Annotated in this window: 17 protein-coding genes; 1 reads left to right on the plus strand and 16 read right to left on the minus strand. The window is 64.0% G+C overall.

Features of this window, described 5'->3' with window-relative positions:
* Positions 1-229: 229 nt before the first annotated feature.
* Positions 230-706 carry a nitrate reductase associated protein gene (locus HV744_RS06475; protein ID WP_175148704.1) on the minus strand — a complete coding sequence of 159 codons (477 nt, stop codon included), beginning with the start codon at positions 704-706 and terminating at the stop codon, positions 230-232.
* 160 nt (positions 707-866) lie between these two features.
* Between HV744_RS06475 and fdhD the strand changes: the two genes are divergently transcribed.
* Positions 867-1,703: a formate dehydrogenase accessory sulfurtransferase FdhD gene (gene fdhD, locus HV744_RS06480; RefSeq protein WP_175148705.1), complete on the plus strand. Its 837-nt coding sequence runs from the start codon at positions 867-869 to the stop codon at positions 1,701-1,703.
* Positions 1,704-1,762: 59 nt separating this feature from the next.
* On the opposite strand, the gene HV744_RS06485 is transcribed toward fdhD, so the two are convergent.
* From HV744_RS06485 to HV744_RS06555, 15 genes are all read right to left on the minus strand, one after another.
* A complete protein-coding gene (locus HV744_RS06485; RefSeq protein ID WP_175148706.1) occupies positions 1,763-2,533 on the minus strand; it encodes an enoyl-CoA hydratase in 771 nt (256 codons plus the stop codon).
* A gap of 124 nt (positions 2,534-2,657) precedes the next feature.
* Positions 2,658-3,857 carry an acetyl-CoA C-acyltransferase gene (locus HV744_RS06490; protein ID WP_175148707.1) on the minus strand — a complete coding sequence of 400 codons (1,200 nt, stop codon included), beginning with the start codon at positions 3,855-3,857 and terminating at the stop codon, positions 2,658-2,660.
* Between the two features lie 184 nt (positions 3,858-4,041).
* Positions 4,042-6,477 carry a 3-hydroxyacyl-CoA dehydrogenase/enoyl-CoA hydratase family protein gene (locus tag HV744_RS06495; RefSeq protein WP_175148708.1) on the minus strand — a complete coding sequence of 812 codons (2,436 nt, stop codon included), beginning with the start codon at positions 6,475-6,477 and terminating at the stop codon, positions 4,042-4,044.
* Between the two features lie 135 nt (positions 6,478-6,612).
* Entirely contained in the window at positions 6,613-8,400 is a 1,788-nt protein-coding gene (locus HV744_RS06500) for an acyl-CoA dehydrogenase C-terminal domain-containing protein (RefSeq protein ID WP_175148709.1), read from the minus strand.
* 98 nt (positions 8,401-8,498) lie between these two features.
* Positions 8,499-9,098, minus strand: coding sequence for a TetR/AcrR family transcriptional regulator (locus HV744_RS06505; RefSeq protein ID WP_175148710.1), 600 nt, complete (start codon positions 9,096-9,098; stop codon positions 8,499-8,501).
* A gap of 460 nt (positions 9,099-9,558) precedes the next feature.
* On the minus strand, positions 9,559-11,175 hold the full coding sequence (locus tag HV744_RS06510) for a tetratricopeptide repeat protein (protein ID WP_175148711.1): 1,617 nt from the start codon (positions 11,173-11,175) through the stop codon (positions 9,559-9,561).
* A gap of 291 nt (positions 11,176-11,466) precedes the next feature.
* On the minus strand, positions 11,467-12,726 hold the full coding sequence (gene clsB, locus HV744_RS06515; RefSeq protein ID WP_175148712.1) for a cardiolipin synthase ClsB: 1,260 nt from the start codon (positions 12,724-12,726) through the stop codon (positions 11,467-11,469).
* The gene (gene nudB / locus HV744_RS06520; RefSeq protein ID WP_175148713.1) at positions 12,723-13,226 is read right to left on the minus strand and encodes a dihydroneopterin triphosphate diphosphatase; all 504 of its coding nucleotides are present in this window, start codon (positions 13,224-13,226) and stop codon (positions 12,723-12,725) included. Before nudB ends, clsB begins: the two co-directional genes overlap by 4 nt.
* Positions 13,227-13,432: 206 nt before the next feature.
* Positions 13,433-15,232 carry an aspartate--tRNA ligase gene (aspS, locus tag HV744_RS06525; RefSeq protein ID WP_175148714.1) on the minus strand — a complete coding sequence of 600 codons (1,800 nt, stop codon included), beginning with the start codon at positions 15,230-15,232 and terminating at the stop codon, positions 13,433-13,435.
* 76 nt (positions 15,233-15,308) lie between these two features.
* Positions 15,309-15,971, minus strand: coding sequence for a DUF502 domain-containing protein (locus tag HV744_RS06530; protein WP_175148715.1), 663 nt, complete (start codon positions 15,969-15,971; stop codon positions 15,309-15,311).
* A gap of 75 nt (positions 15,972-16,046) precedes the next feature.
* Entirely contained in the window at positions 16,047-16,436 is a 390-nt protein-coding gene (locus HV744_RS06535) for an FmdB family zinc ribbon protein (RefSeq protein WP_175148716.1), read from the minus strand.
* A gap of 182 nt (positions 16,437-16,618) precedes the next feature.
* Entirely contained in the window at positions 16,619-17,242 is a 624-nt protein-coding gene (locus HV744_RS06540) for a methyltransferase domain-containing protein (protein ID WP_175148717.1), read from the minus strand.
* A 23-nt stretch (positions 17,243-17,265) separates the two neighbouring features.
* A complete protein-coding gene (gene ubiB / locus HV744_RS06545; protein ID WP_175148718.1) occupies positions 17,266-18,843 on the minus strand; it encodes a ubiquinone biosynthesis regulatory protein kinase UbiB in 1,578 nt (525 codons plus the stop codon).
* A gap of 15 nt (positions 18,844-18,858) precedes the next feature.
* On the minus strand, positions 18,859-19,503 hold the full coding sequence (locus HV744_RS06550; RefSeq protein WP_175148719.1) for a ubiquinone biosynthesis accessory factor UbiJ: 645 nt from the start codon (positions 19,501-19,503) through the stop codon (positions 18,859-18,861).
* A gap of 153 nt (positions 19,504-19,656) precedes the next feature.
* Positions 19,657-20,649 (minus strand): Tim44 domain-containing protein, encoded by a 993-nt coding sequence (locus HV744_RS06555; protein ID WP_175148720.1) that lies wholly within the window; start codon positions 20,647-20,649, stop codon positions 19,657-19,659.
* Position 20,650: the final 1 nt, after the last annotated feature.

Raw genomic sequence — 20,650 nt, forward strand, 5'->3', positions numbered from 1 at the left:
GCGTGGGCGGCCGCGGCTCGCTGGTCGCGCGTCGTCACCGTACTTGATGCGCCGCATCTAGCTGACTGCGTTTGGCCATTCACGCCTGGCTGGCCAGCCGCAGCTAGCTGGCCGCACCTGGCCACTCGCACCTGGCCGGGCGCACCTGGCCACTCGCACCTGGCCACTCGCACCTGGCCGGTCGCGCCTGGCCGGCCGCACCTGGCCGGCCGCACCTGGCCGGCCGCACCTAGCCGGCCGCACCAAATTCCTTCATCGCCGGCACGAAGTCGTGATTGGCCTCCGGCTTGCGCGACAGCTTGGCGAGCACATAGCGCTTGAAGGGGTCAAGCTCGGCCCAGCGGGCGACGCTCGGCGTGACGAGACCTGCCAGCCCAGCCTGAAGCGCGACGCCGTCCGGCACGCTTTCCGTGCAGCGCCAGGCGGGCATCTCCTCGGGCGTGAACCACTCCGGCTCGACATTCGCGTGGGTGCGCAGCATCTCGAACAGCGCGTGATCGAAATTCGGTTCGATTTCCGCGTCTTCCTCGACCGGGAAACGCGCCAGCAGCTTGCGGTCTTCGAGCGGCAGCAACTGCCATTGCGCGAGCGTGATGCGCAACCCGAATCGGTCGAGATTGAAGCGCACCGACATCGGGATGAAGGTGAAATTCTCCGAAGACGCGACTTCGAAGTTGAACAGAAGCGGTGCTTCGTTGAGTCCCATGACAGTGCTCCTCCTGAATGGCGGACAGCGTGCGAGCGCAGCTTGAGGTATTTTAGAACCTTATTCGCGCGACGTCGGCCCGGTCGGGAGCCGCGTTGCGGCACAGGACAAGGCTGGCAGCCGCTCACGCGCGCGCAGCATGGCACAGGAGTGAAGCAGCTTGAACGAACAGCAAACAGGACAGCCGGGCGCGGTGGAGCGCGAGGTGCGCCGGCATCGCGGCGCGGCGGTCGAAACCGTCACGGATCACGTCGGCCAGGAGTGGCCGGTCGCGCTCGTCTTCAACGGCATTTCGCATGCGGTGATGATGTGCACTCCGCGCGATCTCGAAGCGTTCGCGGTCGGATTCGCGATTTCGGAAGGGATCGTCGAGCGCGGCAGCGACATTCAGGACATCGAGGTCGAACTGCATGACGACGATGAATTGCCGCATGCCGAAGTGCAGTTGCAGGTGGTGCAGCAGGCGTTCGTCGCGCTGAAGGAGAAGCGCCGCGCGCTCGCCGGGCGCACCGGCTGCGGCGTCTGCGGGATCGAAAGCATCGATCTGCTGGATCTGCAACCGGAGCGGGTGCCCGACACCGGCTTTCTGCAACGGCTCGCGCCGGACGCGATCGCGCGCGCCGCCCGTGAGTTGCCCGGCCACCAGGCGTTGACGCGGCTGACCGGCGGCCTGCACGCGGCCGCATGGTGCGATGCGGCGGGCGCGATCCGCTACGCGTTCGAGGACGTCGGCCGTCACAACGCGCTCGACAAGCTGATCGGCCAGCTCGTGCTCGATCGCGCGGACACCCGCGACGGTTTCGTGTTTCTGTCGAGCCGCGCGAGCTACGAACTGGTGCGCAAGGCCGCGCGCGTCGACGTGCCGATGGTCGCGACGATCTCCGCGCCGTCGTCGCTGGCGATTGCGATTGCCCGCAAGGCGGGCGTGCGGCTGGTCAGCTTCTGCCGCGAAGCCAGCTACGTCGATTACGACACGTTGCAGCCGACGCAGCCTTGAGCGGCTGAAGCGCGCGAGTGACCAGCCGCCCAGCCATCCAGGCGCTCGGTCGTGGCGGATCAATCAAATTGCCGGAAGTCCGGCTTGCGCTTTTCGAAGAACGCCTTGAACGCCTCGCGCGCTTCCGGCGCGAGCAGCATCTTGCCGAAGTGCACGGCTTCTTCCGACATCTGCGTTTGCAGTTGCTGGTGGCTGGCGCGCTTCATCAAGTTCTTCGTCACGCGCAACGACGACGCCGGCAACGCAACCAGCTTCGCCGCCTGCGCTGCGGCGAACGCGTCGACCTCGGCGGCCGGCAGCACGCGATTCACGAAGCCCATACGCTGCGCTTCGGCCGCGTCGAACGCTTCGCCGAGCAGCAGCTTTTCCGCCGCCGCCTGATAGCCGCCCACCCGCTGCAACAGCAGACTCGACGCCGCTTCCGGGCAAAGCCCGAGTTGCGTGAACGGCAGCGAGAAGCTCGCCGTGTCGGCTGCGTAGACCAGATCGCAATGCAGCAGCAAGGTCGTGCCGATGCCCACCGCCGGCCCCGCCACCGACGCCACCACCGGCTTCTCCGCCGAACTGATCGCGCGCAGGAACTGGAACACCGGCGCGTTTTCGCCCATCGGCGGCGTCTTCATGAAATCTTCGAGATCGTTGCCGGCGCTGAAAATGCCGGCGCTGCCGCGAATCAGGATCGCACGCACCGACGCGTCGCCGTTCGCTTCGACCATCGCGTCGGCCATCGTCTGATACATCGCGGCCGTAATTGCGTTCTTCTTGCCGGGCCGATTGAAGGCAATCGTCAGCACGCCGTCTGCGCGCTCGATCAGAATATCCATCGTCATCTCCGTCTCCTCGTACTCTTGCTGGGAATGAAAAAACGGTTCGCAAGCCAGGCGGCCTGCGAACCGTTCTGCGGTCCTCAAGGGATCACTGCGCGGACAACCGCGAGGACCGGGGCGTCCATGCTTACAGGCGCTCGATAATGCCCGCCGCGCCCATGCCGGTACCGGCGCACATCGTCACCATGCCGTACTTGTAGTTGCGGCGGCGCAGGCCATGCACCACCGTCGACGCACGAATCGCGCCCGTCGCGCCGAGCGGGTGGCCGAGTGCGATCGCGCCGCCCAGCGGGTTGATCTTCGACGGATCGAGACCCAGGTCCTGAATCACCGCCAACGATTGCGCGGCGAACGCTTCGTTCAGTTCGATCCAGTCGAGGTCGTCCTGCTTCAGGCCAGCGGCCTTCAGCGCAGCCGGAATCGCTTCCTTCGGGCCGATGCCCATGATTTCCGGCGGCACGCCGCGCACCGCGAAGCTGACGAAACGCGCGAGCGGCGTCAGGTTGAACTCTTTGAGGATCTTTTCCGACACGACGATCAACGCGCCCGCGCCGTCCGACGTTTGCGAGCTGTTGCCCGCCGTAACCGAACCCTTGTTCGCGAACACCGCGCGCAGCTTGGCGAGACCTTCGAGCGAGGTCTCCGCGCGCGGACCTTCGTCGAGCAACACTTCGCGCGTCTTCACGCGCACTTCGCCGGTCGCGAGATCGGGGAAGCGCTCGGTGATCGTGTACGCGGCGATCTCGTCGTTGAATTCGCCGGCCTGCTGCGCGGCGATCGCGCGACGGTGCGATTCGACCGAGAACGCATCTTGCGCTTCGCGGCTGATCTTCCAGCGCTCGGCGACCTTCTCCGCGGTCAGGCCCATGCCGTAGGCGATGCCGATGTCTTCGTTGCGATCGAAGATATGCGGCGACAGCGACGGCTTGTTGCCCATCATCGGCACCATGCTCATCGACTCGCAGCCGCCTGCGATCATCGCCTCCGACTCGCCGACGCGGATGCGGTCAGCGGCCATCGCCAGCGCGGTCAGGCCCGACGCGCAGAAGCGGTTCACCGTGACGCCGCCGACCGTGTTCGGCAAGCCGGCCAGCAACGCGCCGATCCGCGCGACGTTCAACCCCTGTTCGGCTTCGGGAATCGCGCAGCCGACGATCGCGTCTTCGATCACCTTGGTGTCGAGGCCAGGCACTTGCGCCACGGCCGATTTGATCGCGTGCACCAGCAGCTCGTCCGGGCGGGTGTTCTTGAACATCCCGCGCGGCGCCTTGCCGATCGGCGTACGGCTCGCGGCGACGATGTATGCGTCTTGCAATTGCTTTGCCATTTAAAGCTCCTTTGTCGGCTGGAGTTAGCGCTTTAGCGCTTACTCCAGCCCCATGCAATTCATTGCGGTCGATCAGAGTTACCGCTTTAGCGGTTACTCTGATCCCATGCAACTTGTTTGCGGTCGGCTGGAGTTAGCGCTTTAGCGCTTACTCCAGCCCCATGCATGTGTTTGCGGTCGTCGCTCAGTTACGTACCGGCTTGCCAGTCTGCAGCATGCCCATGATCCGTTCCTGCGTCTTTTGCGTGCCGAGCAAATCGACGAACGCACGACGCTCGAGTTGCAGCAACCATTCTTCGTCGACCAGGCTGCCCGCTTCCACATCACCGCCGCACACCGCTTCTGCAATACGGCTGGCGATCAGGAAATCATGCTCGCTGATGAAGCGGCCGTCGCGCATGTTGACGAGCGATGCCTTGATGGTCGAGATCGCCGAGCGGCCCGCGACCGGCACTTGCGTGACACGCAGCGGCGGACGATAACCCGCCGCGGCCAGCGCGCGCGTTTCCTTCTTCGCGACGTCGAGCAGTTCGAACACGTTGAAGACGATCGTATCGGACGGCTTCAGGTAGCACATTGCGCGGGCCTCGAGCGCAGAGGCCGAGACCTTCGCCAGCGCGGCGTTTTCGAACGACTTCTGCACGAACTTCAGCAGGTCGCTGGTCGCGCCGACTTGCGTGGCGGCTTCCGCCGCGCGCAACGCCGCTTCCTTCAGGCCGCCGCCCGCGGGCACGAGACCCACGCCGACTTCCACCAGCCCCATATAGCTTTCGATGTGCGCGACGCGCTTTGCGCTATGCAGCGCCAGTTCACAGCCGCCGCCGAGCGCGATGCCCGACACCGCCGAGATCACCGGCACGCTCGCGTACTTCACGCGCAGCATGCCTTGCTGGAATTTCTTCACAAACGGCTCGATGCCTTTCGCGCCGCCCATCATGAACGCCGGCATCGCTTCTTCGAGGTTGGCGCCCGCGGAGAACGGACCGCCCGGCGTGCCGAGCTTCAGCGAGGTCGGCTGCCACACCACCAGACCTTTGTAGTCCTTTTCGGCCAGCTCGATCGCCTGCGTCAGACCGTCGATCACCGACGGTCCGATCGTGTTCATCTTGCTTTTGAACGACACGATCAACACGTCGTTCTCGCCCGCGCGATCGTCGACCCATGCGCGCACGGCGTCGGTTTCGAACAGCGTCTTGCCGTAGGTCTTCGGATCAGCCGATGTTTCGCCGGCGAGCGGCGCACGGAACACCTGCTTGTCGTACACGGACAGCGACGAGCGCGGCACGAACGTCTGCGAAGCCGGCGACCACGAACCTTCGTTCGTATGCACGCCGCCCTTCTCCGCGACCACGCCTTCCAGCACCCACGCCGGCAGCGGCGCGTTCGACAGCGACTTGCCCGCCGCGATGTCTTCCTGCACCCACTGGGCGATCTGCTTCCAGCCGGCCGTCTGCCAGCCTTCGAACGGACCTTCGTTCCAGCCGAAGCCCCAGCGGATCGCCAGATCGACGTCGCGCGCGTTGTCGGCGATCGACTCCAGATGCACGCCGATGTAGTGATACACGTCGCGGAAGATCGACCACAGGAACTGCGCCTGCGGGTGCTCCGATTCGCGCAACAGCTTCAGGCGCTCCGCCGGCGGGCGCTTCAGAATGCGGCCGATCAGCTCGTCCGCCTTTGCGCCGCCATCGACGTACTCGCCGGTCTTCGGGTCGAGCACCTTGATCGCCTTGCCTTCCTTCTTGTAGAAACCGCCGCCGGTCTTCTGACCCAGCGCGCCCTTCTTCACCAGTTCGGCCAGCACGGCCGGCGTTTCGTAGACCGGGAAGAACGGGTCGTCCTTCAGCGTGTCCTGCATCGTCTTGATGACGTGCGCCATCGTGTCGAGACCGACCACGTCGGCGGTACGGAACGTGGCCGACTTCGCGCGGCCCAGCCGCGAGCCGGTCAGGTCGTCCACTTCGTCGAAACGCAGGCCGAACTTCGCGGCTTCCGCAATAACGGCGAGGATCGAGAAAACGCCGACGCGGTTGGCGATGAAGTTCGGCGTGTCTTTCGCGCGCACGACGCCCTTGCCGACCACGCTCGTCAGGAACGTTTCGAGTTGATCGAGGATTTCCGGACGCGTCGTCGCGGTCGGAATCAGTTCGACCAGGTGCATGTAGCGCGGCGGATTGAAGAAGTGCACGCCGCAGAAGCGCGCCTTCAGTTCATCCGGGAAACCATCGGAGAGCGCCGTGATCGACAGGCCCGACGTGTTGGTTGCGAAAATCGCGCTCGGCGCGATGTGCGGCGCGACCTTCTTGTACAGGTCGTGCTTCCAGTCCATCCGTTCGGCGATCGCTTCGATCACGAGGTCGCATTCGGCGAGCTTCGCGATGTCGTCGTCGTAATTGGCCGGCCGGATGTATTGCGCGTCGTCCTTCACGCCGAACGGCGCCGGCGACAGCTTCTTCAGGTTCTCGATCGCCTTCAGCGCGATCGCGTTCTTCGGGCCTTCTTTTGCAGGCAGGTCGAACAGCAGCACGGGCACCTTGGCGTTGATCAGGTGCGCGGCGATCTGCGCGCCCATCACGCCGGCGCCTAGCACGGCGACCTTGCGAATGATCAGATTGCTCACGTCGTTCCTCCGGGGAGTTATGCGGGTGTCGCGAAGGTTCATGGACTCTTCACGATGTGTGGCTGGGGCCAGGCTGAAATCAGGCGTCACGGATTCGACACGCGCGGCGCCTGCGTTGATGTGCTTGCCCTGGACTTAGAACAGCGCTTCTTCGACTTCCATCATCGACTTCGAACCAGCGCGCGCCTGACGGATCGTCATCGCCGTTTCCGGCAGCAGCTTCGCGAAGTAGAAGCGTGCGGTGGCGAGCTTCGCCTTGTAGAACGGATCGCCCGACGCTTCCTTGTCGAGCGCGATACGCGCCATGCGCGCCCAGAAGTACGAGAACACCAGATGGCCGACGGTGCGCAGATACGGCACGGCCGCGGCGCCGACTTCGTCGGGGTTCTGCATCGCCTTCATGCCGATTTCCATGGTGAGCTTCTGCACCTTGTCGCCAAGGTCGGCGAGCGGGTTGATGAACTCCTGCATCTCCGGCTTGATGCCTTCGGCTTCGACGAAGTCCGTCACCAGCTTGCCGAACTTCTTCATCTTCGCGCCCATGTCGCCGAGGATCTTGCGGCCCAGCAGATCAAGCGCCTGAATCGCGTTGGTGCCTTCGTAGATCATGTTGATACGCGCGTCGCGCACGTACTGCTCCATGCCCCACTCGGCGATGAAGCCATGGCCGCCGTAGATCTGCATCGCGTGATTGGTGCCTTCGAACGCGTTGTCCGACAGGAACGCTTTCAGGATCGGCGTGAGCAGCGCGACGAGGTCGGCCGCTTCCTTGCGCACCGCTTCGTCGGCGTGCGACAGTTCCTTGTCGATCTGCAGCGCGGACCAGTACGTGAACGCGCGCGCGCCTTCGGCGTAGGCCTTCTGCGTGAGCAGCATGCGGCGCACGTCGGGGTGCACGATGATCGGGTCGGCGGCCTTTTCGGGCGCCTTCGGGCCGGTCAGCGAACGCATCTGCAGACGCTCTTTCGCGTACGCCAGCGAGTTCTGATACGCGACTTCGGTCAAACCGAGGCTCTGCATGCCGACGCCCAGGCGCGCGGCGTTCATCATCACGAACATCGCGTTCAGGCCTTTGTTCGGCTCGCCGACCAGCCAGCCCTTCGCGTTGTCGAGATTGATCACGCAGGTCGCGTTGCCGTGAATGCCCATCTTGTGTTCGATGGAACCGCACTTCACGCCGTTGCGCTCGCCCGGCTCGCCCGCTTCGTTCGGCACGAACTTCGGCACGATGAACAGCGAAATGCCCTTGGTGCCCTTGGGCGCCTCCGGCAGACGCGCGAGCACCAGGTGAACGATGTTCTCCGCGAGATCGTGTTCGCCGCTGGAGATGAAAATCTTCGTGCCGCTGATCGCATACGAGCCGTCGCTGTTCGGCTCGGCCTTGGTGCGCAGAATGCCGAGGTCGGTGCCGCAATGCGGCTCGGTCAGGCACATCGTGCCGGTGCAGACGCCCGTGACCAGCTTCGGCAGATAGCGCTGCTGCAACTCAGGTGTGCCGTGCGCGTGCAGACATTCGTAGGCGCCGTGCGAAAGGCCCGGGTACATCGTCCACGCCTGATTTGCCGAGTTCAGCATTTCGTAGAGCGCATTGTTGACGAATGCGGGCAGCCCCTGGCCGCCGTACTCCGGATCGCAGCCCAGTGCCGGCCAGCCGGCTTCGACGTACTGTTGATAGGCTTGCTTGAAGCCCTTCGGCGTGGTCACGACGCCGTCGCCGGTGTACGTGCAGCCTTCCTGGTCGCCACTGTGATTGAGCGGGAACAACACTTCGGAGCAGAACTTGCCAGCCTCTTCAAGCACCGCGTTGATCGTGTCGGCGTCGAGATCCGCGTGCTTCGGCATCTGCTTGATTTCGGCTTCCACGTTAAGCAATTCGTGCAACACGAATTGCATGTCGCGCAACGGCGCGGCGTACTGTCCCATGACTCTCTCCAAAGTTTGACAAGAAGCCAGGCTGTCAGCTGAGTCCGTGGATCGGGACTTTCTGCGCCGCTGAATCCGGTTGGTATCCGGCGACGCTGCTAACGGCTTTCGCTTTGATACGAAACAATCAATTTTTCCAGCGCGGCCCACGTGAGACGCACCGCATCCGGCAAGTGCAGGAAGCGCGCGTCGTGATGCAGGCCGAGCGTGACGCTGTACAGTTCGAAAAGCATCAGTTGCGGATCGGTATCGGCGCGCAGATGCCCCTCTTCCATTGCCTGCGAAATCGCGCGCGTGAGCGCCGTACGCCAGATCGTCACGCTCGACACCAGTTGCTCGCGCACCGGGTTATCCCCGCGGTCGTCGTATTCGACGGCGCCGCTGATGTAAATGCAGCCGGTGGTGACTTCCTGAATGCGCTTTTCGATCCAGCGGGAAATCATCGCGCGCAAGCGCGGCAAGCCACGAGGCTCGCGCAAGCTCGGAAAAAACACCTCGTCTTCAAAACGACGGTGATATTCGCGCACGACTTCAACCTGCAGATCCTCGCGCGATCCGAAATGCGCGAACACCCCACTTTTGCTCATCTGCATGCGCTCGGCCAGCAGTCCAATCGTCAGACCTTCCAGTCCGTCGCGGCTTGCCAGATCGAGTGCTGCGTCGAGAATCGCGGCTCGCGTTTGTTCGCCTTTTCGCATAGCTATTTTTACCGTTCTAATGTGACCGAAAGAAAATCGAACGGACGTACTATTATTGAGTGCTGCCGTCCGCGAAACAAGGACTTTATTAGAAACCGGTTTCTAACCCGGTTTCAATTCTGCGGCATCCGTCAATCAGAGGAATCAGATTTTTTAGAGGCGTTTGCCTTGAGACTGGGATTGCCATCCAGCGCGCTTGCTTTTCTGATTGTCGCAGCCGGCCGACATGATGCAGCAAGTCGGCGGGAATCAAGAAGAGTTTGATGTGTTGCGGGGGTGAGAGGCGGTTGTTGGGGGTGGGATCGGGACAGCGGCCGGGGTGAATGGTGGCTGCGGCGGCGCTAGCGCGGCAAGGGGATGCGGTCGTTGCGGGGCCGTTGCGGGGGCGTTGCCAGCCCCGATCAGGACGGCTCGACGGCTAGCTGGCGTCGGAAGCGGTGGCTCGCTCCAGCCGCAGGTGTCATTCGGCCGCTGGGAAATTCTGCTGCAGGGCAGCGGCGACCCGCATCAGCACATCGTCCCAGTCGCCTCGCTGCGTCTGGGTGAATAGCCGCAAGCCCGGATACCAGGGACTGTCGTCTCGTCCACGCAGCCAGCGCCAGCAGCCCGCGAAGCGGTTGAGCAGCCAGACCGGCTTGCCCAGCGCGGCGGCAAGATGCGCCACCGAGGTATCGACGGAAATCACCAGATCGAGGGTCTCGATCAGTGCCGCGGTATCCGCGAAGTCCGTCAGTTCATCGGTCCAGTCCGTTAGACGCGCCTTGCTGGCGGCGTCGGCACGCTTCGCGGGATCGTCGGTCTTTTGCAGACTGACCCAGTGCACTTGCCGCAGCGCGAGCAGCGGCGCGATCTGCTCGACCGCGAGACTGCGCCGCTGGTCCACCGCAATGCCCGAATGGCCGCCCGCCCACACCACGCCGACGCGCGGTAAATGCGCGGTCGGCAGCGCTGCGAAGCGTGCGCGCCAGGTGGCGGCGCGCGCGGCGTCGGCGTGCAGATAAGGAAGCGCGGCCGGGATCGTGGCGACTCGTGTATCGAACGCCATCGGCAGGGACATCAGTGGACAGTAGCGGTCCCAGTTGTGCAGTTCGGCCGGCACCGCGTCGAGCAGCACGAGACCCGGCCAGCGTGCGCACAACGACTGCTCGTACAGGCGGCGCAATGGCGGCGGGCAGACATAGCCCACTTGGGAAAAGCGCTCGAGCGCCAACGGCAGGTAGCGCACGAACTGCAGACTGTCGCCATAGCCTTGCTCGTCGAGCACGAGCAGACGTTCGTCGGGTGCACGCCCCGTTCGCGTGCCGCAGGTGCCGTGGGTGCCGCAGGTGCCGCAGGTGCCGCAGGTGCCGCAGGTGCCGAGCGTAGCGGACGCCCCCTCGCCCGACCAGCGCAGCAGCAGCGCCACTTGCACAGGCGCCGGCGCGGGCCGTCCATCAGCCAGCTTGAAGCTGACCCAGCGGTCTTCGAAATACGGCCACGCCTCTTCGTAGCGGCCGCAGGCGAGCAAAACCATTGCCAGGTTGTTGCGCGCGACGAGGTTCGCGGGCGCCAGTTCGATAGCGCGCCGGTAGTGCCGCTCGGCCTCTTCCAATGCGCCGAGATCCGCGTAGATGCGCCCCAGATTGTTGTGTGCCGCCGAGTGGTCCGGGTCGATTTCGAGCGTTCGACGGTAGCTGAGCGCGGCGTCCTCGATACGGTCGAGATGTTGCAGCGTCAGTGCGAGGTTGTAGTGGAGCGCCACGAAGTCCGGCTGCAGCGCGAGCCCTCGCCGCAGACTGTCGACGGCGCTCGCAAAGTCGGCGAGTTTGAGTTGAATCGCGTAAAGCGTGTTGTACAGGATCGGCTCGGGACGAATCTGGATCGCGCGTTCGAGCCAGTGCCGTGCGCTTTGCGTGTGGCCGGAAGCAAGCGCAAGCAGGCCTTGCAGATGGAGCGCGCCGACATGCTCGCTGTCCTGCCCGAGGATCCGATCGACGAGCGTCTGCACCACGTCGAAGCGACGGGCTTGATAGGCCGCCACGGCCTCATCGTGAAGGGACGATGTGTGGTCGGATTGGGCTGGCGAGGGGACGGGCATGGTTGACGAACGAGGAGCGTCCATGACGCGCCGGGCCGGTCGCTGTGAGCGGCACAGGCGGACCGGCAAACACGGCTTGATGAAGGAGAGGGTTTTTCAGCAGCGCGTGCAATGCACCGTGCCGCTCGATTTCTATCGAGCGGAAATTATGTTTGAGCTGCTGTCGGGAGTCTTTAAGAGCGTTCTGAAACGCGTTGCGCTTTGCGTTGATGCGAGGTACGGTACAACGTACTCGCGCCCGCCATCTCCCGCCACGCCCGGCTCGCGTCGCCATGGGCACATTGCCACCGCCTAATCGTACCCACCCACCGTCAACAGCTTCATCGCCACCCGATAGCTCGTATAAGCAAGCCAATTGAGCGCCCGTTCGCCGGCCGGACGCGATTCGTAGTGCGCCTCGTCGATACGGCGCGCATCCTTGAACGCGTCGAGGATCGCCTCGCGCAGCGTTTCGATCGACGGGTCATTCACCAGCACCACATTCGCCTCGTTGTTGAGCATCAAACTCAGCGCATCCAGGTTCGACGAGCCCACGGTCCCCCAGTTCGAATCCACCACCGCGACCTTGCCATGCAGCAGCGTCTTTTCATACTCGGCGATCTGCACGCCGGCCCTGAGCAACGCGTGATAAAGGAACGGCACCGCGTAGTCGAGCGCCTTGAACTCCTTGCGCCCGATGATGAGCTTCACCACCACGCCGCGCCGCGCCGCGAACACCAGCGAGCGCCGCAGCTTGCGCCCCGGCATGAAGTACGGATTGGCGAGCAGTATCTCGTGACGCGCCTGGCCGATCGCGGCCAGATACGCCTTTTCGATCGCGCGGCGGTTGATCAGGTTGTCGCGCGCGACGAATGCCACGCACGGTTGCCCCCCTGCCCACAATTCCTCGTTACGGCGGCGGCGCCGCCGTCGCAAACTGCCGAGCGACGTCGAGGTCTTCTGCCCGAGGTCCGGCTCCATCGCCTCGAACGGCCGATGGCCGAGTTGAATCCGGCGCCACTGCACCTCGAACGCCTGGCGGACATCGGCGATCACCGGTCCGTGCAACTCGACCGCGAAGTCCCAGCGCCGATAAGGCAGCGTCTCGCCGTTGTTCTCGTAGTCGTCGACGATGTTGATTCCGCCGCAATACGCAAATTGATCGTCGATCACCGCCAGTTTGCGGTGCGTGCGCGAAAAGCCGAAGCGGCCGAATAGATGCGGGTTGTAGACGCGATGATCGATGCCGCCAAGCAGCCACTCGTTGAACATCGGCAGACGCGCGGTGCCGATGCCGTCGGTGATCACGCGCACCTTCACGCCGCGCGAGGCTGCGCGCAGCAACGCCCCGCTGACCGCCTGGCCGGCGTTGTCGTCGCAGAAGATATAGGTTTCGAGAACCACGTCATGCTGCGCGGCATCGACACGCTCGACCAGCGTGCTGAAATATTCATCGCCTGAGCGCAGCAGTTTGACGTCGTTGTCGCTGGTGAAACGATAACGCTGCCAATAGCGTCGGCCAAGCAGCGTGTGCCGCAGTCGGGTGAAACGGCTCGCGCCGCCCGAGCTCACCGGCCACGCTCCCCGGAGAGCCGGTCTGCCGCGCTCCGCCCAAGCCGCCTCGGCAACTGCAGGATCGCATCGGCATTCGACGACGAGAAGCAGCGCGACGCCGCCTCTTCATACGGCAACCAGAGAAACGCGGTGTGCTCGCGCGGCGCGAGCGTCACCTCGATCTGCTCGGGCACCTGTACGCTGAACCAGTGCTCGGTGTTGTGGATCACGCCTTCGGCATAACGATGGCGGAACTCCGGGTAGATCTCATATTCGATCGAATAGTGCCAGTCGAACAACGCGCTTTGCGGCACCCACGCTCCGCCGATCACGATGCCGGTCTCCTCGGCGACTTCGCGCACGGCCGTTTCGATGAGCGGTTCGTCGAGCTGATCTTTGGAGCCCGTCACCGACTGCCAGAATCCTGCATGATCGGCGCGCTCGATCAGCAGCACGCCGAGCGCGGGCGTATGAATGATGACGAGTACGGATTGCGGAATCTTCGGCGGTTTCGGCATGGTGTAAAAACTGGGCGCAACGCTTGCGCGGTACATGTCGGCGAGTGGTCGAATGAGCGATCGAAAGCAGTTGCTTCGACTGTAACGTAAAAAACGAAAAAGGCGCCGGGAGTTTCCTCCCGCGCCTTTTTCGTGTGCTCTTGCTGTCGTTTTCAGACAGCACCCATTTGACTCAAGCTCGCTGCTTCAAGCCTTGCTTCAAGCCATTACGCCTTCGGTTCCGGTGTACGCAAACGGATGTGCAGTTCGCGCAACTGGCGCTCATCCACTTCGCTCGGCGCCTGCGTGAGCAGACACTGCGCGCGTTGCGTCTTCGGGAACGCGATCACGTCGCGAATCGAATCGGCGCCGGCCATCATCGTGACGATGCGGTCCAGACCGAACGCGATACCGCCGTGCGGCGGCGCCCCGTATTGCAGCGCGTCGAGCAGGAAGCCGAACTTGGCTTGCGCTTCTTCCGCGTTGATCTTCAGCGCGCGGAACACCTTGCTCTGCACTTCCTCACGGTGGATACGCACCGAACCGCCGCCGATTTCCCAGCCGTTCAGCACCATGTCGTAGGCCTTCGCGAGACAGCGCGCCGGGTCCGTTTCGAGGTACTCGAGGTGCTCGTCCTTCGGGCTCGTGAACGGGTGATGCGCGGCGACGTAGCGGTTGTCTTCCTCGTCGTACTCGAACATCGGGAAGTCGACCACCCACAGCGGCTTCCAGCCGGACTCGACCAGACCATTGGCCTTGCCGAATTCCGAATGACCGATCTTCAGACGCAGTGCGCCCAGGCTGTCGTTCACCACCTTCGCGCGATCCGCCGCGAAGAAAATGATGTCGCCGTCTTGCGCGCCGGTGCGCTCGATGATCGCCTTGACCGCTTCGTCGTGCAGGTTCTTGACGATCGGGCTTTGCAGACCGTCACGGCCCTTCGCGACTTCGTTGACCTTGATCCACGCCAGACCCTTCGCGCCGTAGATGCGCACGAATTCCGTGTAGCTGTCGATATCGCCACGCGAAAGTTCGCCGCCCTTCGGCACGCGGATCGCCGCGACGCGGCCGTCCTTCGTGTTGGCCGGCGTGCTGAACACCTTGAAGTCGACGTCCTTGACCGCATCCGTGAGGTCCGTGAATTCGAGCTTCACACGCAGGTCCGGCTTGTCCGAACCGAAGCGGCGCATTGCTTCCGAATACAGCATGACCGGGAATTTCTCGTCCAGCGTGATGCCGATCGTTTCCTTGAACACGTGACGGATCATCGCTTCGAACAGATCGCGGATTTCCTGTTCCGACAGGAACGAGGTTTCACAGTCGATCTGCGTGAATTCCGGTTGACGGTCGGCGCGCAGGTCTTCGTCGCGGAAGCACTTGACGATCTGGTAGTAGCGATCGAAGTTCGCCACCATCAGCAGCTGCTTGAACAGCTGCGGCGACTGCGGCAGCGCGAAGAACTGACCCGGGTTGGTACGCGACGGCACCAGGTAGTCGCGCGCGCCTTCCGGCGTGCTCTTCGTGAGCATCGGCGTTTCGATGTCGATGAAGCCTTGCGCGTCGAGGTACTTGCGCACTTCGATTGCGACGCGGTAACGCAGACGCAGGTTGTGCTGCATCTGCGGACGGCGCAGGTCGAGCACACGGTGCGTCAGACGCGTGGTTTCCGACAGGTTGTCGTCGTCGAGCTGGAACGGCGGCGTGATCGACGCGTTCAGCACGATCAGCTCGTGGCACAGCACTTCGATCTTGCCGCTCTTCAGCGCGGCGTTGGTCGTGCCTTCCGGACGGCTGCGCACGACACCCTTGATCTGCAGGCAGAACTCGTTGCGCACGCCTTCGGCGGCCTTGAACATCTCCGCGCGGTCCGGGTCGCAGACGACCTGAACGAGCCCTTCGCGATCGCGCAGGTCGATGAAGATGACGCCGCCATGGTCGCGGCGGCGGCTCACCCAGCCGCACAGCGAGACGGATTGGCCCAGCAGTTCTTCGGTCACCAGACCGCAGTATTCAGATCTCATCGACATGATGTTTGTCTTTCGTTTTGCATTGGTTGAACGGCGCGCCGCAGTTGAACACTGCGTGAAACACTGCGCACCGGCATTACAGCGGAGGCTCGACTGTCGTGCGGCGCACCGGCGCCGACGGCGCCGGCGGCGCGGACGGTGCCACGACGCCCATCGAGACGATGTACTTGAGCGCAGCGTCGACCGTCATGTCGAGCTCGATCACTTCGCTCTTGGGCACCATCAGGAAGAAGCCGGAGGTTGGGTTCGGCGTAGTCGGCACATACACGCTGACGTAATCTTCTTTCAGGTGGTTGACCACGTCGCCGCCGGGAACGCCGGTCAGAAACGCGATCGTATAGGAGCCGCGGCGCGGGTACTCGATCAGGAGCGCCTTGCGGAACGCATTGCCGCTGCTCGACAGCAGGGTGTCGGACACCTGCTTGACGCTGGTGTAGAGCGGGCCGACCACCGGTATGTGGGCGACCAGCAGTTCCCACCACTTCACGAGCTTCTGCCCGATGAAGTTCTGCGTCAACAGCCCGACAACAAAGATGAACGCGAGCGTGAGCACCGCGCCGAGGCCGGGCAGTCGATAGCCGATCGCGCGTTCCGGCTGCCAGGAAGTTGGCAGCAGCAGCAGCGTCTGGTCCATCGTGCCGATGATCAGACCGAGCACCCACAATGTGATAGCCAGAGGCACCAGCACCAGCAGGCCAGTCAGGAACACCGATTTGAGCGTCGTTTTTTTCGTCGTCATGTGTACCGCCAGAAAGCCGCGCGAGCCGAAGCCCTACGCGCGGCGTGTGCGCCGCCCCTGTGGGCGGCAGTCCCACTAGGCGTTGCCGGCACCGCTCGAGCTCGCCGAAGCGGCCGGTGCGGCAGCAGGCGCGGCCGGCATAGCGGCTGCGCTCGATGAACCGGCTGCGGCCGGGGCCGTGTCGGATTTGGCGGCGCCGTTATTGGCGGGCGCCGCATTCTCGCTCGCGCCATTCGACGCGCCGTTCGCGTCGGGCTTGGCCGGCGCGCTGGTGCCGCCATTGCCGCCGCGGAAATCGGTCACATACCAGCCGGAGCCCTTCAACTGGAAACCGGCAGCAGTGACCTGCTTGCGAAAGGTGTCTTTCCCGCATTCGGGACACTGCGTCAACTGCGGGTCGCTGATCTTCTGAAGCACGTCCTTCCCGAAGCCGCATGACTCGCAACGATAAGCGTAGATCGGCATGAACTTTTCCCTACTGAAATCTTGTAAACGCTTGCAAAGCCTTGAATTATAGCCGCAAACGATATCCGTCCCGTGGATTTCGGGAACCGATGCTCGACGCGACCGCCGTTGCGGTAAGTTGGGGCGGCCGCGGTCGAATCAAGTGCGGCCCGGGCGGTGCCTGAGCGCGGCGGCGTGCGCCCTCATGCGCGGCGGCGCCAGCTGAGCCAGCGCTCACGTCCGGCAAAAACGGCGATCGAATCGGTCACGGCTTCGTCTTCGATCAGCTCGAAGTATGGCGTGAGCAGCGCATCGAGTTCGGCGCGCTCGATACCGAACGGCGGCCCTTTGGGCGTCGCACCGATGAAATAGAAACCCGCGAGCAGCCCGCCGCCGGGCAGTAGCGCGGCCATCCGGCGGACGTAGTCCGTGCGGCGTGCCGGCGGCAACGCGCAGAGGAACGCGCGCTCGTAGATCCACCCGGGCGTGAAAGGCGGCTCATAGGTGAAGAAATCCGCCTGTTCCACCAGTTGCGCGTGCTGCGCGCCCAGTTGCTCGTGCGCTGCCGCGACGGCCGCCGGCGAGAAGTCGATCGCGCGAACCAGGTTGCCCTGTCGGGCGAGCCAGACTGCTTCGTACGCGCTGCCGCAGCCTGGAATCAGCACGGCGGCGTCGCTGTGACGCCCGGCGAATGAACGGAACGCCGACGGCACGCCCGCCTGGTCCCACGGCATGAAGCCGCGCTCGAAGCGCTCGTCCCAGAACGCCGGCGAGTTGGGGTCGCGGGTCTCGAAGTCGGGCGAAGAAGATTGGGTCGGGTCGCTCATCGGATGCCTCGCAGGGTATGCAATCAACCGCCGTAAGCCAGCGCGAGAAACGCCCGCGCCAGCACCGCACCGACCCCGACCGCCACGCCGAACAGCAGCAAACCTTGCAGCAGGCGGTTGGTGCGCTTCTGCTCGAGCAGAATCTGGCGAATTATGTCGTCGTTCACGCCGCGCGTATTGTCGTGCCGCTCGGCGAGCACGTGATGGATCAGGCGCGGCAACTGCGGCAGCGTCTTGCTCCACTGCGGCGCTTCGATCTTCAGACGCTCGTACCAGCCGCGCACGCCGATCTGCTCGTTCATCCAGCGTTCGAGATAGGGCTTCGCCGTCTTCCACAGATCCAGCTCCGGATCAAGCGAGCGGCCGAGCCCTTCCACGTTCAGCATGGTTTTTTGCAGCAACACCAGTTGCGGCTGAATTTCGACGTTGAAACGGCGCGAGGTTGAGAACAGTCGCATCAGCACCTGGCCGAGCGAAATATCTTTCAGCGCGCGGTCGAAATACGGCTCGCAGACCGCACGGATCGCGCTTTCGAGTTCTTCGACGCGGGTCGTCGGCGGCACCCAGCCAGACTCCAGATGCAGCGTCGCGACGCGGTGGTAGTCGCGTTTGAAGAACGCGAGGAAATTCTGTGCGAGATAGTTCTTGTCGAAATCCGACAGCGCGCCGATGATGCCGAAGTCCAGCGCGATATAGCGGCCGAAGTGCTCTTGATCGAGGCTCACCTGAATGTTGCCCGGGTGCATGTCGGCGTGGAAGAACCCGTCGCGGAACACCTGGGTAAAGAAAATCTCGACGCCTTCGCGCGCCAGCTTCGGAATGTCGACGCCCGCCGCGCGCAGCGTCTCGACCTGGCTGATCGGCACGCCGACCATGCGCTCCATCACCAGCACCGTGGGCGTGCAAAACTCCCAGTACATCTCCGGCACCAGCAGCAGATCGAGCCCGACGAAATTACGCCGCAACTGGCTGCCGTTGGCCGCCTCGCGCATCAGATCGAGTTCGTCGTGCAGGTATTTGTCGAATTCGGCGACCACCTCGCGCGGCTTCAGGCGCTTGCCGTCGGCCCACAGGCGCTCGGCCCACACGGCAATGTCGCGCAGCAACGCGAGGTCGGAGTCGATCACCGGCAGCATGTTCGGGCGCAGCACCTTCACCGCGACCGCCTTGCCCGCATGCTGGCCGGCCTTCACCTTCGCGAAGTGCACCTGCGCGATCGACGCGCTCGCCACCGGCACTCGCTCGAAATCGTCGAACATCACGTCGACCGGTGCGCCGAGCGACTTCTCGACCAGCCCGATCGCAACCGCCGAATCGAACGGCGGCACCTGATCCTGGAGCTTCGCCAGTTCGTTGGCGATGTCCACCGGCAACAGGTCGCGCCGCGTGGACAGCACCTGGCCGAACTTCACGAAGATCGGCCCGAGGCTTTCGAGCGCAAGCCGCAAACGCACGCCCGGCGGCGCGTCGAACTTGCGCCCGAGCGTGGTGATACGCAGCAGCAAACGCACGCGCCGGTCGTTGATGCGGCCCAGCATCATTTCATCGAGGCCGAAACGGATGACGGTGAAAAAAATCTTGAGGAAACGCAGAAAACGCATGGTTGTGCCCGGTGACTAGCGCGTGCCGCGCAACGTGGCGGCGCCGCCCGGCGCATCGGCGCCGCGGGCTTCGACCTTCTGTTCAAGACGCTCGATGTGTTTTTCCACGCGGGCCAAGGCGTCGCGCGCGCGGGCCAGTTCGACGTTGAAATCGTCAAGCGCGGCGCGGCGCACCAGTTGCGGATTCTCGTCGAGCAGATATTCGGCGGCCGTGTCGAGCAGGTTGCGGCCGGTGCGTTGCACATGCTCGCCGACCGTACGCACGACCGACGCAACCCGCCAGGCCGGACCGTCGCCGATCAGCTTCGCCAGGTCTTCTTCCGGCTCCCAGCGCAGATGCTCGGCGAGCTTGGCGAGCACGGTGGCGAACTCGGCGTCGCCCTCGATCTTCACGTGCTTCATCACGGCGGCCTGGCCGCCTTGCACGAAAGCCGGCAGCGCGTCGGACGGCACCGAGATGGTCACGTCGAACTGGTGCGCGTCGGCTTCGCCGATCGCGGCCAGATAGCCGTCCGGTTGCACCAGCAATGTCAGGACGACCGGTGGACATGACAGTCGAGCGGTCTTGCCGGCGTAGGGGGCGAGGCGCTCGCGAGCCCACGATTCGCGGGCGAGCAGATGATTGACAGCAGCAGCGAAGGGCTTGGCGGCGAGGGTCATCGAAAGTGGCAAGAAAAAACCCGCGCGAACGAGGTGCTCGCGCGGGTTCCTATTGTAACGTCCGTTCGCTTCGCGGCCTGCTATGCCGAACGGCCAACGCAATGCGCAAAATCAGGAAGAGCCGCACCGCCCCGGCTCTCTCCCACTCATGGTTCAGTGCTGCGCCACTTGCTGGATACCGGCGAGCAGCCAGCCTTCGCCTTCGCGGTTCGCCTTCGACAGGTTCCAGACTTCGACGAACGGCTCGGCTGCCGCGCCCGGCGCTTCGCGGATCAGGCCGGAGAAGCGCACGCTGGCGAAGTATTCGTTCGCGCGCTCTTCGACGCCCAGCAACTCGGCGTTCAGTTGCACCACGTCCGTCTGATTGGACTGCGTACCGCGCGAAGCAAGATCGACCCGCACTTCGGCGAACATTTCCGGCGTGGTGAATTCGCGGATGTCTTCGACGTTGCCGACGTCCCATGCGGCCTGCAGGCGCACGAAGTACACCTTCGCGTTACGCAGGAACGCTTCCGAATCGAAGCCGGCGGGCACTACGGGCATCGGGTTGATGGACGGCGTGGTCAGCGGGTTGCCTTGCGGTTCGAGGTACGAGCCGGTGGGCGGCGCACTGTAGCGCGGTTCCTGGACGTAGCCGGTGTTGCCCGCGTTCAGCGACGGCGAAGTGCCGGCATACGCAGGTTGCGCCGTATCGCGCTTGCGGCCCGTGAAGCGGCGGATCAGCCAGATGACGACCATCGCGATCAACGCAATCACGATGACGTTGGCCATCATGCCGGCGAACGCCTCGCCCAGACCGAAGTGCGACAGCAGCGCGGCGATACCGAGACCGGCGGCCAGACCCGCGATCGGCCCAAGCCAGCGGTTGCGGTTAGGCGCGGCGGGAGGCGTCGGCGTCGGTTGCGCCGGTTGCGCGCGCTGCTGCATGGCCTGATTGCTTTGGGAAGGTTGCGACGGCGTCGCCTGTTGTTGCTGAACGGTGTTCGACTGACGGCCGATACTACGGCCACCGCCCATGCGGCGAGCTTCCGCATCGAGCGAGGCGATCGAGCCGGCCATGATCAGACCGACCATCGCGATCAGTCCGATTCTTCTCACCAGCGACCGCTTAACCTTACGGGGAGATAACACATCTGAATCGGACATT

The sequence above is a fragment of the Paraburkholderia ultramafica genome, from assembly GCF_902859915.1.
In the GTDB taxonomy this organism is placed as follows: domain Bacteria; phylum Pseudomonadota; class Gammaproteobacteria; order Burkholderiales; family Burkholderiaceae; genus Paraburkholderia; species Paraburkholderia ultramafica.

Bases quoted from the DNA above. Each gene is read 5' to 3' on its own strand.
- HV744_RS06475 (WP_175148704.1), bottom strand. From the start codon at position 706: ATGGGACTCAACGAAGCACCGCTTCTGTTCAACTTCGAAGTCGCGTCT.
- HV744_RS06485 (WP_175148706.1), bottom strand. From the start codon at position 2,533: ATGACGATGGATATTCTGATCGAGCGCGCAGACGGCGTGCTGACGATT.
- HV744_RS06490 (WP_175148707.1), bottom strand. From the start codon at position 3,857: ATGGCAAAGCAATTGCAAGACGCATACATCGTCGCCGCGAGCCGTACG.
- HV744_RS06500 (WP_175148709.1), bottom strand. From the start codon at position 8,400: ATGGGACAGTACGCCGCGCCGTTGCGCGACATGCAATTCGTGTTGCAC.
- HV744_RS06505 (WP_175148710.1), bottom strand. From the start codon at position 9,098: ATGCGAAAAGGCGAACAAACGCGAGCCGCGATTCTCGACGCAGCACTC.
- HV744_RS06510 (WP_175148711.1), bottom strand. From the start codon at position 11,175: ATGCCCGTCCCCTCGCCAGCCCAATCCGACCACACATCGTCCCTTCAC.
- nudB (WP_175148713.1), bottom strand. From the start codon at position 13,226: ATGCCGAAACCGCCGAAGATTCCGCAATCCGTACTCGTCATCATTCAT.
- aspS (WP_175148714.1), bottom strand. From the start codon at position 15,232: ATGTCGATGAGATCTGAATACTGCGGTCTGGTGACCGAAGAACTGCTG.
- HV744_RS06530 (WP_175148715.1), bottom strand. From the start codon at position 15,971: ATGACGACGAAAAAAACGACGCTCAAATCGGTGTTCCTGACTGGCCTG.
- HV744_RS06535 (WP_175148716.1), bottom strand. From the start codon at position 16,436: ATGCCGATCTACGCTTATCGTTGCGAGTCATGCGGCTTCGGGAAGGAC.
- HV744_RS06540 (WP_175148717.1), bottom strand. From the start codon at position 17,242: ATGAGCGACCCGACCCAATCTTCTTCGCCCGACTTCGAGACCCGCGAC.
- ubiB (WP_175148718.1), bottom strand. From the start codon at position 18,843: ATGCGTTTTCTGCGTTTCCTCAAGATTTTTTTCACCGTCATCCGTTTC.
- HV744_RS06550 (WP_175148719.1), bottom strand. From the start codon at position 19,503: ATGACCCTCGCCGCCAAGCCCTTCGCTGCTGCTGTCAATCATCTGCTC.
- HV744_RS06555 (WP_175148720.1), bottom strand. From the start codon at position 20,649: ATGTCCGATTCAGATGTGTTATCTCCCCGTAAGGTTAAGCGGTCGCTG.